General features: G+C 61.9%; 10 protein-coding genes and 2 pseudogenes. 6 read left to right on the top strand and 6 right to left on the bottom strand.

What is annotated here, in order from left to right; translation table 11 throughout:
• Window positions 1-16: 16 nt before the first annotated feature.
• Complete coding sequence (locus RWJ89_RS14400) at window positions 17-1,351, top strand: HlyD family type I secretion periplasmic adaptor subunit (protein ID WP_017962959.1); 1,335 nt, start codon at window positions 17-19, stop codon at window positions 1,349-1,351.
• Window positions 1,352-1,465: 114 nt separating this feature from the next.
• Here the strand turns inward: RWJ89_RS14400 and RWJ89_RS14395 are convergent, their stop codons facing one another.
• Window positions 1,466-3,049: a peptide chain release factor 3 gene (locus RWJ89_RS14395; RefSeq protein WP_222020867.1), complete on the bottom strand. Its 1,584-nt coding sequence runs from the start codon at window positions 3,047-3,049 to the stop codon at window positions 1,466-1,468.
• 91 nt (window positions 3,050-3,140) lie between these two features.
• Here RWJ89_RS14395 and dut point away from each other — a divergent pair, with 91 nt between their 5' ends.
• Both dut and RWJ89_RS14385 read left to right on the top strand, forming a co-directional pair.
• Window positions 3,141-3,611 carry a dUTP diphosphatase gene (gene dut / locus RWJ89_RS14390; protein ID WP_222060458.1) on the top strand — a complete coding sequence of 157 codons (471 nt, stop codon included), beginning with the start codon at window positions 3,141-3,143 and terminating at the stop codon, window positions 3,609-3,611.
• Window positions 3,611-4,510 carry a GNAT family N-acetyltransferase gene (locus RWJ89_RS14385; RefSeq protein ID WP_222060459.1) on the top strand — a complete coding sequence of 300 codons (900 nt, stop codon included), beginning with the start codon at window positions 3,611-3,613 and terminating at the stop codon, window positions 4,508-4,510. Before dut ends, RWJ89_RS14385 begins: the two co-directional genes overlap by 1 nt.
• A 4-nt stretch (window positions 4,511-4,514) precedes the next feature.
• On the opposite strand, the gene RWJ89_RS14380 is transcribed toward RWJ89_RS14385, so the two are convergent.
• Window positions 4,515-4,979: an Lrp/AsnC family transcriptional regulator gene (locus RWJ89_RS14380; protein WP_020052584.1), complete on the bottom strand. Its 465-nt coding sequence runs from the start codon at window positions 4,977-4,979 to the stop codon at window positions 4,515-4,517.
• A gap of 99 nt (window positions 4,980-5,078) precedes the next feature.
• Here RWJ89_RS14380 and RWJ89_RS14375 point away from each other — a divergent pair, with 99 nt between their 5' ends.
• Window positions 5,079-5,993, top strand: coding sequence for a DMT family transporter (locus tag RWJ89_RS14375; RefSeq protein WP_316031061.1), 915 nt, complete (start codon window positions 5,079-5,081; stop codon window positions 5,991-5,993).
• Window positions 5,994-6,083: 90 nt separating this feature from the next.
• Here the strand turns inward: RWJ89_RS14375 and RWJ89_RS14370 are convergent, their stop codons facing one another.
• Entirely contained in the window at window positions 6,084-6,602 is a 519-nt protein-coding gene (locus RWJ89_RS14370) for a Dps family protein (protein WP_222060461.1), read from the bottom strand.
• A gap of 276 nt (window positions 6,603-6,878) precedes the next feature.
• Between RWJ89_RS14370 and RWJ89_RS14365 the strand changes: the two are divergent.
• Window positions 6,879-7,487 (top strand): annotated as a pseudogene (locus tag RWJ89_RS14365) (LysE family translocator); the annotation flags it as partial.
• A gap of 152 nt (window positions 7,488-7,639) precedes the next feature.
• Window positions 7,640-8,602: a cysteine synthase A gene (gene cysK, locus RWJ89_RS14360; RefSeq protein WP_020052580.1), complete on the top strand. Its 963-nt coding sequence runs from the start codon at window positions 7,640-7,642 to the stop codon at window positions 8,600-8,602.
• Between the two features lie 481 nt (window positions 8,603-9,083).
• Here the strand turns inward: cysK and RWJ89_RS14355 are convergent, their stop codons facing one another.
• The 3 genes and pseudogenes from RWJ89_RS14355 to RWJ89_RS14345 all read right to left on the bottom strand — a co-directional run bounded on the left by RWJ89_RS14355 (window position 9,084) and on the right by RWJ89_RS14345 (window position 12,022).
• Window positions 9,084-10,058, bottom strand: a complete 975-nt coding sequence (locus tag RWJ89_RS14355) for a hypothetical protein (RefSeq protein ID WP_312889090.1) — start codon at window positions 10,056-10,058, stop codon at window positions 9,084-9,086.
• Between the two features lie 123 nt (window positions 10,059-10,181).
• Window positions 10,182-10,478, bottom strand: a pseudogene (locus tag RWJ89_RS14350) (magnesium chelatase domain-containing protein); the annotation flags it as partial.
• A gap of 11 nt (window positions 10,479-10,489) precedes the next feature.
• On the bottom strand, window positions 10,490-12,022 hold the full coding sequence (locus RWJ89_RS14345) for a YifB family Mg chelatase-like AAA ATPase (RefSeq protein WP_221998517.1): 1,533 nt from the start codon (window positions 12,020-12,022) through the stop codon (window positions 10,490-10,492).
• Window positions 12,023-12,210: the final 188 nt, after the last annotated feature.

Genomic DNA, 12,210 nt, shown 5'->3' with positions numbered 1-12,210 from the left:
GGAAAAGAAAACAGACATGCAGGATATGAAGGTCGTTCCGCTACCCGTTTCGCCGCCCGCCGCACCGGTCCCCCTGCGTCTCACCGGCGTGACGTTCACCGGCTTCGCGATCATGTTCCTGTTCTTCGGCATGGCGGGGGGCTGGGCGACGCTTGCACCATTGGATAGCGCCGCCGTGGCACCGGGCGTGATCAAGGTTGCCGGCGACCGCAAGCTCATCCAGCACCTCGAGGGCGGCATCATCGCAGAGCTGCACGCCGCCAACGGTGATATCGTCAAGGCGGGCAAGGTCCTCATCCAGCTCGACAACACACCGGCAAAGGCGAGGCTTGACCTGATCCAGAACCGGATAGCAACGCGTGAGTCGCTTGCCGCTCGTCTCAGGGCTGAGCGTGACGGCAAGGCCGAGATCGAGTTTGATCCGGCATTGCTCGCAAACCGCGACAAAGCCGCAAAGGACGCGGTGGCCTCACAGCGTGACGTGTTCGCCGCGAAGCACGACAACCTGAAGGACGAGCGGGAAATTCTCAGCCAGCGCCGTCACCAGACCGAGGAAGAGATAACGGGACTGGAGGGGCTTATCGTCACCGAGGACAAGCAGATCGAAGCACTCGAGGGCGAAACCAAAGACCTTGAAAGCCTGATCAAGCGTGGGCTGGTCACGCGCGAGCGGAACCTGATGCTCAGACGGCAACAGCGGGAGATCGAGGGGGAGCGCGCCACCAACGTTGCGGCCATCGCTCGCGCCAAAAGCGCCATGGCCGAGATCGACATGCAGATCTTGAACCTCGGCACGGTGCGGCTCAACGAGGCTGTCGAAGAGTTGAGCAAGGTCGAGGCGGAGTTGTTCGACCTCAGACAGGAGGAGCGTTCCGCCAAGGACGTGCTTGCCCGTACCAATGTCGTCGCCCCCGTTGACGGCATCGTCATGGACCTGAAGGTCCACACGGCGGGTGGTGTCGTAAAACCCGGCGAGACACTGATGACCGTTGTGCCGCTCGGACAGCAACTCGTGGTCGAGGCCATGGTCAGGCCGGAGGACGTCGAAACGATCGCCCCCGGACAGCTCGCGCGCGTCAGTTTCCCGGCCTTCGCCCGCTACAGCCTCCCGCCGCTCGACGGCGTCGTGGAGGTCGTGTCGGCTGACCGGATGACGGAGGAGCGTAGCGGTGCACCTTATTTCGCCGCGACCGTGGTGATCGACAAGAGCGAACTCGCCAAGCTGGAGGGCCGCAAGCTGATGCCCGGCATGTCGAGCGAAACGATGATCCGGACGGGTGCTCGCACCGTGCTTTCATATCTGGCTGAGCCGATCGCCCAGAACTTCCGCCGAGCGATGCGGGAAAAATAGCCGCAGGACCCCAACGGCTTTTTCGCTGCCTGACTGGGCTCGATGACGCGCAAATGTCAATGCCGCAGCGACCGCTTACCAGCGAGCCTCACCACAGCATTCGGGGCTTTAGTATCACGCCGCCTTGGCGGCGTGATATTCCTTGATCGCGACCATCTTGATTGCCGGATGGCGCTCTGACTCGTAACGCAGCGAGAAGCCGTCCTGGGCGAGGAAGACCGGGTCGCCGTCGAGATCGCGGGCGATATCGCCGCGCTTGACGGTGAGGAATTTTTCGAGATCGGCCGGCTGATCGGACGAGATCCAGCGGCAGACGGAGAAACGCGACATTTCGAAGGAGACCGGCAGGCCGTATTCGGCCATCAGCCGCTCCTTCAGGACGTCGAGCTGCAGGGCGCCGACGACGCCGACGATGGCCGGCGAGCCGTCTTCCGGCGAAAACAGCTGGACGACGCCTTCTTCGGCCATCTGCTGCAGGGCTTCCTTCAGCTTCTTCGCCTTCATCGCGTCTTCCAGACGCACGCGGCGCAGGATCTCCGGCGAGAAGTTCGGCACGCCCTGGAAGACCAGCGATTCACCCTCGGTCAGCGTATCGCCGATCCGGAGCGTGCCGTGGTTGGGAATGCCGACGACGTCGCCGGCATAGGCGGTGTCGGCGAGCTGGCGCTGCGAGGCGAAGAAGAATTGCGGCGCCGTCAGGCCGAGCTGCTTGCCGGTGCGGGCAAGCCTTGCCTTCATGCCGCGCTCGAGCTTGCCGGAGCAGATGCGGGCAAAGGCGATGCGGTCGCGGTGGTTGGGGTCCATGTTGGCCTGGATCTTGAAGACGAAGGCCGTCATCTTGTCGTCGGTCGCATGCACGGTCCTGGTATCGGCGATCTGGTCACGCGGCGGCGGCGCAAAATCGCCGAGAGCGTTGATGAGGTCGCGAACGCCGTAATTGCGCAGCGCCGAGCCGAAAAAGACAGGCGTCATATGGCCTTCCAGGAAGGCCTGACGGTCGAACGGACGGCAGGCCTCGATCGCCAGCTCCGTCTCCTCGACGAAGACCTGGCGCTCGTTTTCCGGCAGCCTGCCGGCCACGCTTTGCGGGCCATTGACCGGCGTTCCCTCGATTTCGGTATCCGAACCGCGCACCGTGTTGGCGGCGATATTATAGGATCCGCAAAAGGTCTTCGAGCGGCCGATCGGCCAGGTGATCGGCGCCGTATCCAGCGCCAGCTTCTCTTCCACCTCGTCGAGGATCTCGAAGGGATCGCGGCTTTCGCGGTCCATCTTGTTGATGAAGGTGATGATCGGGATATCGCGCATGCGGCAGACTTCGAAGAGCTTCAGCGTGCGCGGCTCGATGCCTTTGGCGGCATCGATGACCATGACGGCGGCGTCGACGGCCGTCAGCGTGCGATAGGTGTCGTCGGCGAAATCCTCGTGACCCGGCGTATCGAGGATGTTGAAGACATTATCGTTATATTCGAAGGTCATCACCGAGGTGACGACGGAGATGCCGCGTTCGCGCTCGATCTTCATCCAGTCGGAACGCGTCTGCATGCGATCCTTCTTCGCCTTGACTTCGCCGGCAAGCTGAATGGCGCCGCCGAACAGCAGCAGCTTTTCGGTGAGCGTCGTCTTGCCCGCGTCCGGGTGGGCGATAATAGCGAATGTGCGGCGGCGGGAGACCGCCTCGGCGAGACTTTCGGCCATGCTTGTAAATCCTGTGGAATTGCCGCGTATCTAGCGATTAAAGCCCGGCAATGCAATTGACCTGAGGCCTTCGGGCGCAAAGTAATGGGCCATGACCATTCATCACGATACGCGCCCGACGCTGAACCTGATCCGCTTAGCCAATGGCGAAGGCCTCGACCTGCCCGCCTATGAAAGCAAGGGAGCGGCCGGCATGGACCTGCGCGCTGCCGTCGACGAAGCAGCACCTCTGACGCTTCTGCCCGGCAAACGGGCGCTGGTGCCGACCGGCTTCATCTTCGAGATTCCCGAAGGTTTCGAGGGACAGGTGCGGCCACGCTCCGGCCTGGCCTTCAAAAACGGTGTCACCTGCCTGAATACGCCGGGCACCGTCGACAGCGACTATCGCGGCGAAGTGAAGGTACTGCTCATCAATCTCGGCGAGGAACCCTTTATCATTTCGCGCGGCATGCGTATTGCCCAGATGGTGATCGCGCCGGTAACCCAGGCGCGGGTGGCGGAGATCACTGCGGCCAGCGAGACGGCACGCGGCGCAGGCGGCTTCGGCTCCACCGGCGTCTGATGGCAGAGCGCCTCGACAGCGCTGGCCTGACCTTCCGGCAGGACTATTTCGGCGACCCTGCCGGCTGGACGGCGCTGGTCTGCCTGCTCAAGGATATTTTCGGGATCGGTATCTGGCCGCTGCAACAGCTTGGCGGACCCGACCCCACCAGCATGCCCTTCGGCTGGTTTGATGCCAAAGGCGAACTTGTGGCCAATATTTCAGCCTTTGCGTTGCCCTTCGTCCTCAATGGCAGGATCGTCCATGCCGCCGGGCTGCAATCGGGCGCGGTGCGGCCGCCATGGCGTGGCCGCGGGCTCTATCGCGACGTCACGGTGAAAGCGCTCGACTGGTGCGAGAAGCAAGGTTTTGAAGCCGTCATCCTCTATACCGACAAGCCGTCGCTCTACGAAGCCTACGGTTTCCGCGCGATACCGCTGCACCGATACGAGGGAGCAGCACCCGCCCCTTCAGCTTCCGCCGCACCCGCCCGGGCGCTTTTACCGACAAACGCAGATGACCTTGCCTTGCTGCAATCGCTGCTGAAAGGCCGAAGCCCGGTTTCGACGTCGCTGGCGGTCACAGTCAATGCGGCGATGTTTCTGATCAACACCCAGCTCGATCCCGATGTCCGGATCAACCTCCTGGAAGACAAACAGGCGGTGATCGCCTGGAAGATCGATGAGGCGGGCCGCTTCAGCCTTCTCGACGTCGTGGCGGCGGAGATACCACCGCTTGCAGTAATCCTCGGCGGGCTGGAGATCGCGCCGGCTTCCGTCGAGGTGCTTTTCCGTCCCGACAAGCTCGGCTGGGAGGGTACTCCACAACAGCTGGAAAGCGGCACGAGGCTGATGATGCGCGGGCTTGGCGACGCCGCCCCGGATTTTCCAGCGATGCTGTCGCCGATGGCGGCGTTCTAACCCCCTATTTCCGGCGCGAAAGCGGCGGCAGGCGGCGCTTGACGGGTGAGGCTTTGATCATCGCGGTGTTGGTCTCCGCCCTTTCGGCGACCCGGTCGAGGATGCCGTCGAGGTCCGCCATCGAGCGGATGACCAGGCGGGCAATGAAGCAATCCTCGCCCGTCACCTTGTCGCATTCGATGATTTCGGGAATTTCCTGGATGATGCGCTCGACGATGTGCAGCTGTCCTGGCAGCGGACGCACGCGCACGATGGCCTGCAGGGGATAACCGACGGCGGCGGGATCGAGATCGATGGTGAAGGCCTTGATGACGCCGCGCTCCTCCAGCCGGCGCAGGCGCTCGGCGGCACTCGGCGAGGACAGGCCGACCTGCTGGGCCAGCTCCTTCAGCGAGATCCGCGCATTGCCGGCCAGCGCCTCCAGAATGGCCTGATCGATTTCGTCGAGCGACTGCACATCATTAGCCACGACGATCTCTTTTCCTCTTATGATTAGGCGATACCGATAATTCTCCTTCTTATCTTTATATAAAATCGCCTCTCGCCGCAATATTCTTACGTCATCGAAATGGAGGCAATCATGAGCAGCGATATCAAAAGAGGCACGGCGGAAATGACGGCAGCGATGCTGATCTCGGGGACGATCGGCTGGTTCGTCGTCATGTCGGGCCAGCCGGTCAGCGGCGTGGTCTTCTGGCGCTGCCTGTTCGGCGCGCTCACTTTGCTCGTCATCTGCGGCGCTCTCGGGCTGCTGCGGCCCGGCATCATCACGCTGCGCGCCTTCGGAATCGCGATTTTCGGCGGCATCGCCATCGTCTTGAACTGGCTGCTGCTCTTTGCCTCCTATTCGCATGCGACGATCTCGATCGCGACGACTGTCTATAACACCCAGCCTTTTATGCTGCTCGTGCTCGGCGCGCTCTTTCTCGGCGAGAAGATCACCGCGACCAAGCTGTTCTGGCTGGCGCTCGCCTTCGCCGGCATGGTGGCGATCGTCCAGGCAAAACCCGGTGCGGGCGGCGCTGCATTCGACGGCTACGGCCCCGGTATCCTGATGGCGCTGGGCGCTGCCTTCTTCTATGCGCTTGCAGCCCTTGCCGCGAAATGGCTGAAGGGCACGCCGCCGCATCTGATCGCGCTCATCCAGGTCGCAACCGGCATGCTGATGCTGGCGCCGATGACGGATTTTTCCCATCCGCCGGGGGATGTCGGCGGCTGGGCGATCCTGGTGGCCGTCGGCGTCGTTCATACCGGGCTGATGTATGTGCTGCTCTACGGCGCGATCCAGAGGCTGCCGACGCATCTCACAGGCGCTCTGTCCTTCATCTATCCGATCGCGGCGATCCTCGTCGACCGGCTGGCCTTCGGCCATGCACTGCAGCCGATGCAGATATTGGGTGCGGCGATCATTCTCCTTGCCGCCGCCGGCATGAATCTCGGCTGGACGCCGCGGTGGCTGCGGCCGCGGGCGCTGGAGAGCTGAGAACCGGACACCTGTCCCGGGCATGGCAAGCATGCCTGGGCATGGCAAGCACGCCTGGGCATGGCAAGCATGCCCGGGGATATGCCGATATTATTTCTGGCCGCGCGTGGTTTCGAACAGGAACCAGGTGCGGCGCTCGGCCTCGTCGATCCAGTTCTCGATCAGGCTGGCGCTCGCGACGTCATTATGCTCGTCGCAGAGGTCATGCACCTCGCGCAGCAGCGAAACGAGGTGAGCATTGTCCTCGCGCAGTTCCGACAACATGTCCTCGGGCGTGACGAAATCCGCGTCGTTGTCCGAAATGCGCTGCTGGCGAGCGATCTGGCCGATGGAGCGCAATGTCGTGCCGCCGATCTTACGGGCACGCTCGGCAATGTCGTCGGTCATGGCGAAGATCTGCTCTGCCTGTTCGTCGAGCAGCAGATGATAGTCGCGAAAATGCGGCCCGGACATGTGCCAGTGGAAATTCTTGGTCTTGAGATAGAGAGCAAAGACATCGGCAAGCAGCGCGGTCAGTGCTGCCGAAATATCGGTGATGGCATTGGTCGGCAGATCCGAAGGCGTCTTCAGGGGCGCAAGTCTGGTCTTCTCGGCCTGTGTGGGGGACATCCGTTTTCTCCTTGGGGTGACGAAGCGATATGGGGGACCTGATAGGGCGACGATGACATGTTGATGAAGACGGCCGTGACGATGAGTGCCCAGCGGAGTTCTTCACCGCAACAAATACGGGAGGCTCGCAGTTCTTCAAGGTCGTGGGCAGCCGGCTAGCAAGCATTCTTGCCGGCCTGGCGAAGCATTCTTGCTGGTGATGCATCCATCAACGCCGGCGGATTGATGGTTGCAGACACCGGATAGAAAACAGGGGGGAAAAGAAGGGAGCGCGCCATGAGCCTTGCCGCTTTGCTGACCTATGCCGGAGCGCTGTTCATCGCCGCGGCCATTCCGGGACCGGGGATTACTGCGATCGTCGCACGGGCGCTCGGCTCGAATTTCCGCGAGACCTTCTTCATGGGCCTCGGCCTGGTGCTCGGCGACATGACCTATCTGACAGCGGTCATTCTCGGCCTTGCCTTCGTGGCGCAGACCTTCACCGAGGTGTTCATATCAATCAAGATCGCCAGCGCCCTCTATCTCGGCTACATCGCCTGGAAACTCTGGACGGCAGGATTGTTGCCGCAGGATATCGCGGCGCGCAAATCCACCAATATCGGCCTATCCTTCCTCTCTGGCCTGCTGGTGACGCTCGGCAATCCGAAGACGATGCTCTTCTATGTCGCCCTGGTGCCGACGCTGATCGATATCGGCAATATCGGCTTGCCAGACTATGCAATGCTGCTGACCACCACCTTCGTGGTGCTGATAGTCGTGCTCGTGCCCTATATGCTGCTTGCCTCGCGGGCCCGCACGATGCTGAAGCAGCCGCGGGCCTTGCAGGCGCTGAACCGGGTTGCATCAGGCATCCTCGCCGGCACGGCCGCCTTCATCGCCACGCGGCCGCCTGAAATAAACATTCGGCAAGAACCGGTTTTCAAAGGTTATTTTCTCCGAGGACCGTCTCCCCGGGATGAACACGGGCTGGCCTAGACCGGCCTTTGATCCTATTCTCCTCCTCGATTTCAGAGACAGGATTTCAAAGGGAGGCACCCATGTCGCACAAGCCCGGCCGCGGCCGCATCTATTCCTCGATCACCGAGACCATCGGCGACACGCCGCTCGTGCGCTTCGACAAGCTGGCGCGGGAAAAGGGCGTCGTGGCGAACCTGATCGGCAAGCTCGAATTCTTCAACCCGATCGCCTCCGTCAAGGACCGCATCGGTGTCGCGATGATCGAAAGCCTCGAAGCCCAGGGCAAAATCACCCCCGGCAAGACGGTGCTGATCGAGCCGACCTCCGGCAACACCGGCATCGCGCTCGCCTTTGCCGCCGCCGCAAAGGGTTATCGGCTGATCCTCACCATGCCGGAAACGATGTCGGTCGAGCGCCGCAAGATGCTGGCGCTGCTCGGCGCCGAGCTGGTGCTGACTGAGGGACCGAAGGGCATGAAGGGCGCCATCGCCAAGGCCGAAGAACTGGCGTCATCACTTGACGATGCCGTCATTCCGCAGCAGTTCGAAAATCCGGCCAATCCCGAGATCCACCGCAAGACGACGGCCGAGGAAATCTGGAACGATACCGACGGCACGGTCGATATCGTCGTCTCCGGCATCGGCACCGGCGGCACGATCACCGGCGTCGGCCAGGTGCTGAAGAGCCGCAAGCCCGAGATCAAGATCATCGCCGTCGAGCCCGCCGATTCGCCGATCCTGTCGGGCGGCAATCCCGGCCCGCACAAGATCCAGGGCATCGGCGCCGGCTTCGCGCCGAAGATCCTCGATACCGGCATCTATGACGAGGTCGTCACCGTGACCAACGACGAGGCCTTTGAACAGGCGCGCCTGGTCGCCAGGCTCGAAGGCGTGCCGGTCGGCATCTCCTCGGGTGCGGCACTGACAGCCGCAATCAAGGTCGGCGTCCGTCCCGAGAACGCCGGCAAGAACATCGTCATCATCATTCCTTCCTTCGCGGAGCGTTATCTTTCGACGGCGCTGTTTGAGGGGCTTGGGAGCTGAGGCTGGGCTTTGACCGGGGGTTTCCCGGACGTTCATCTTCGCAGAGTCTAGGGGCGCTTTGGCGCCCCTATTTGCTACGCCGCAGCCGTCAGTCTCTCTCGCCGGCGATGCGGTAGGTGACCGCTTCTGTCATGGGCCTTGGAGGCGGGTGGCTTATTGTCACGTCGTGCATCGAGCAAAACCACATCCGTATTATCCTCCAAACCAAGCCTGTTGAGGATGGCCTTCACCCTCACCAGCTCGGACGCGGTGAAGTAGATGATAGCCTTGATTGCATACCTCGCATCGCTCGCCGCTTGGTAAATCTCGGCCTGCTCATCCGCGTTTTGGCCTCCCCGATCATGGAGGGGTCACCGGAGGGTTCTCGATGAAATCGTCCCGCTGAAGGCCCCGCACGGAGTGACCGATGCTTACGAAGTAAGCAGTAATCGGTCACTATCACTAACACCGGGTCCCACATTCAAGGGGCCGCCTATTTGGACTACGTGCCAGCTACAGGGTTCTTTTCCCAATACGTCGGCAGATAGGACAGGAACAGTTCGTCCAATGCACGGCAGCGATATTTGAACCATTTTCGGGAGCGCTTTCCCCGGAAACCTTTCCAGCGATGCTGTTCCCAAAGCAATTTCTCAATCCTCAGCAAGGTAATCCAAAGGTATAGCAGGCAGTGGGCAAGCGTCGCCCTCGACGCCTCACCTACGTCTCCGAGCATCGCGAGCGGTCGAGAGTTTCCAGCAAAATCTTCTGGATGAGCTGCAACAATGTGAGCAACAAAATTCACATGAACGAAGTTGGAAAGCCACTGATACATATCCTTTCTGACTTCGTTCGGCGTCTGATCGATTGGGATGGAAAGCGGATCGTCGTCTTCCAGCAGCGAAACGGCAGCCCTAATTTTCGATGGAGATAGATGGCTTCTCCAGTGTTTGTAGCTCTCGTTAGGGTCTTCAAAGGATTTTATGATTTCTCGATACGTCGCTTCACTTGCCAAGACCATAATCAGCAAGTCCGCAGTCTCTATCACTCCTCTCAAGGTTGCTCGGGCCTGCCCTTCGAATCCATGAAGAACCAGTAGACGAAAGGCCTGCATGGATTGGGCTAGGTTAGAGGCCAAAACATAGAAAACCGCATTAGGAGATGGCTGGACTGGTAATTGGGCTTCTGGCCATATCACTCGGCTTCGATGATGTGCATTCTTCAGCCCAAAGTGTGACAGGTCGCAGACCTGCAACAGCGCCAAATCATATAGGAGGCACAGGGGCTGTAGCGCTTGTTCAGCGGAATGATAGACGGTTCTACGATTCTGCCATATCGCTCCGAGGAAACCCGATATCTCATCTTCAATTGATTTTGCACTCTCGTCTGGGGATTCTCGTTGGCTCCTTTGTAAATCAGGGTGACTTGCTGCCGTGGCTTCGCATGCCGCTTTGAGCAGTTCATATTCCTCGGGTTCCACGCTGAATCTCCGCATACAAATCATCTCGCCGCGAAACGACCGGTGGCGGCGACCCACATCCATAAACTCTGAACGCTCCAATCGATAGATCGGCGACCTGCACGTCCTGGGCTAACTAACCACGAGCGCATTGGCGCCGATCGCAGCCGGCAGCGCGCCTGATATGGCGGCGATCGTTCCGTCGAGGTTGAGCTCGCCGACGACGACAAAATCCGACAGCGCATCGGCGGGAATGGCGCCGAGGGCAGCCATCAGGGCAAGGGCGATCGGCAGGTCGAAATGCGAGCCTTCCTTCGGCAGGTCGGCAGGCGCCAGATTGACCGTCACCCGCTTCGCCGGCGGCGCCAGGCCGGAGGCGTGGAGGGCCGCCTGCACGCGCTCGCGGCTTTCGGCAACCGCCTTGTCAAACAGTCCGACAATTGCCCCTTTTCTTACGCCGCCGCTGTCAGCCTTTCGCCGGCGATGCGGTAGGAGATCGCTTCGGCGAGATGAATGCGGCCAACGGTCGGCTTGCCGTCGAGATCGGCCAGTGTGCGGGCGACTTTCAGCACGCGGTGGTAACCGCGAGCGGAGAATTTCATCTTTTCGGCGGCGTCGCGCAGCAGCTGCAGGCCGCTAGCGTCAGGCTCGGCGAATTTCTCGATCATCGAGGTGGAGCAGCGGGCATTGGTGCCGATGCCCTTTGCGCCGGTGCTTTCGAAGCGCTCCTGCTGGATTTCGCGGGCGCGGGCGACGCGGCGGGCGACATCAGCGCTGGATTCGGCGGCCATCGGCCGGATCAGATCGGCGGCGGAGACGGCAGGCACGTCGATGCGGATATCGATGCGGTCCATCAGCGGGCCGGAGATGCGGGCCTGATAATCGCTCATGCAGCGCGGGCCGCGGGCGCAGGTATGGCCCGGCTCGCCGGCCATGCCGCAGCGGCAGGGGTTCATCGCCGCGATCAGCTGGAATTTGGCCGGATAGGAGACGCGGTGATTGGCGCGCGCAATGACGCATTCGCCGCCCTCGAGCGGCTGGCGCAGCGCATCCAGCGCCTGCGGCGTGAATTCGGGAAACTCGTCGAGGAAGAGCACGCCGTGATGGGCAAGCGAGGCTTCGCCCGGCCGGGCGCGTATCCCGCCGCCGACGAGGGCTGCCATGGTGGCGGAATGATGCGGGGTGCGGAAGGGCCGGCGATCGGAAAGCTTGCCGCCGGAGAGTTGGCCGGCGATGGAATGGACCATCGACACCTCCAGCAGCTCGGCGGCCGAAAGCGGCGGCAGGATCGATGGCAGCCTCGCCGCCAGCATCGACTTGCCGGAGCCTGGAGGACCGACCATCAAGAGGTTATGGCCGCCGGCGGCCGCCACTTCGAGCGCGCGCTTGGCGCTTTCCTGGCCCTTGATCTCGACAAGGTCCGGCAGGTTTGCGGCATTGGCGCGGATCGACGCTTCCGGCCTGGACAGGACCTGAGTGCCGCGGAAATGATTGGCAAGGGCGATCAGGCTGCGGGGGGCGAGAATATCGACCTCGGCGCCTGCCCAGGCGGCTTCGGCGCCGCTTTCGGCCGGGCAGATCAGCCCCTTGCCGAGCGCATTGGCGCCGATCGCGGCCGGCAGCGCGCCTGATATGGCGGCGATCGTTCCGTCGAGATTGAGTTCGCCGACGACGACAAAATCCGACAGCGCATCGGCGGGAATGGCGCCGAGGGCGGCCATCAGGGCAAGCGCGATCGGCAGATCGAAATGCGAGCCTTCCTTCGGCAGATCGGCCGGCGCCAGATTGACCGTCACGCGCTTGGCCGGCAGCGCCAGGCCGGAGGCGTGGAGGGCGGCCTGCACGCGCTCGCGGCTTTCGGCCACCGCCTTGTCGGGCAGGCCGACGATCTGCATGCCGACCTTTCCGGGAGCGACCATGACCTGGACCTCGACCGGCACACCTTCGATGCCCTGAAATGCAACCGTACTGACACGCGCGACCATCAACCCATCCCCTTGCCGCAAACTTTTATATACCGCCCTCCAGCCTCTATTCGATGCATGTCGTGTTCCCAAAACCGCTGCACAGTTTTGGGCGACAGGCATTAAGGCCAGCGGTTGCAATCTGGCATGGACGCAGGAATAAAACAAGAACAATCAAAGAACGTAGTCAGGCATCCACTGTGACCTTG

It is taken from the genome of Rhizobium sp. 10PS4 (genome assembly GCF_032464805.1).
GTDB lineage: Bacteria > Pseudomonadota > Alphaproteobacteria > Rhizobiales > Rhizobiaceae > Rhizobium > Rhizobium laguerreae.
Note: the sequence above shows the minus strand (reverse complement) of the source record. Positions and strands in the feature narration are given on the sequence as shown.